Origin of the sequence: Streptomyces lothianensis, assembly GCF_047779955.1 — a bacterium.
Taxonomy (GTDB): domain Bacteria; phylum Actinomycetota; class Actinomycetes; order Streptomycetales; family Streptomycetaceae; genus Streptomyces.
Genome location: NZ_JBLMKT010000118.1, coordinates 1 through 1,168, shown reverse-complemented (window position 1 = coordinate 1,168; position 1,168 = coordinate 1). Strand labels below are relative to the sequence as shown.

The following is a 1,168-nucleotide window of genomic DNA, read 5'->3' as shown; positions in this document are numbered from 1 at the left end:
CTACTGAGGTTGAACTCGTGGTGTCGCTCGATCGTTCAGGCGGGTTTGATGGTCAGGCCGGTCTCGGCGAGGCACCCGTCGATGAGGTCGCTGCGGTACTGGATGTGCCGTAGACCGCGTCGGATGCGCTGGACGAGGTGTTCGGGGGTGCTGAAGGCAACGTTGGAGAGCCAGCCGCGCCGTAGGAGAGACCAGATGCCTTCGACGGGGTTGAGGTCGGGTGCGTAGGGCGGCAGGTAGTAGATGGTCAGCCAGTCCCGGGTTTCGGCGAACTCTCGCAGTCCGGCGGCTTTGTGGACGTTGAGGTTGTCCCAGACGAGGACGATTGGTCCGCCGAGCTGTTGGTGGGCGGCGATCAGCAGATCGCGGTAGTCGCGCCAGGAGAAGCTCTTGCGTCCGTCGCGTTGGCCGTCGTCCCGGCGCGGCCGGTAGATCAGCCGGGACCGGTGGCCGGGTTTGTAGCAGGTCAGCGCCGCAATCGATATCCGTCTGCGGGAACGGCCGCGGACCCTCACCACCGGAGTCCGGCCGCGCTGTGACCAGGTCCTGGCCTGCGGCGGTGTCATGGAGAATCCGGCCTCGTCCTCGAAGACCAGCCAGGCTCCACTCACCGCCGCGAGTCTTCCGCGCAGGGCCACACCTTCCTGACCCACCCGGCCACCGCCTCATCGTCCCGCTCCACCGCCCGTCGGGCCGGGACCTGGCAGGACCAGCCGTTACGCACCAACAGCTTGCGCACGCCCTGGACGGTGTAGGTCAGGTGGAAGCGTCGGCCGATCACCGTCTTCACGCGGCTCAGGGTCCAGCGCTGGTCCTCCCAGCCATGCGCGGCCGGCCCCTTGGCCAGCTCCGCCTCCAGCTGCGCGAACTGTTTCTCGCTCAGCCTCGGCAGCGACGCCGACCCCTGCGACCGCAAAGCCCGTGGTCCACCCTCTTCCCACGCCCGCCGCCACCGCTGCACCGAGCGGACACTGACCCGAAGGTCCTTGGCGATCACCGAGCTCGCCTCACCCCGGGCGAACCTCTCAGCTGCCCGGAGCCGTAACTCCTCGCGGATCTGCTGCCGTTCGGCGGTCAGCCCGCCTCCTTGTGGATACCGCATACACCGGTGATACCGCACGGGTGACCAGCCGTCAGCCCCTACGACACCACGAGTTCAACCTCAGTA

Annotated in this window: 1 protein-coding gene; it reads right to left on the bottom strand. The window is 67.7% G+C overall.

The features are described 5' to 3' along the window. Positions 1-35: 35 nt before the first annotated feature. Positions 36-1,102 (bottom strand): IS630 family transposase gene (locus ACLF6P_RS30265; RefSeq protein ID WP_463315330.1). Its coding sequence is split into 2 segments (ribosomal slippage): positions 36-656 and positions 659-1,102, totalling 1,065 coding nucleotides; the frame shifts between segments, so codons are not numbered across the junction. Positions 1,103-1,168 lie beyond the last annotated feature (66 nt).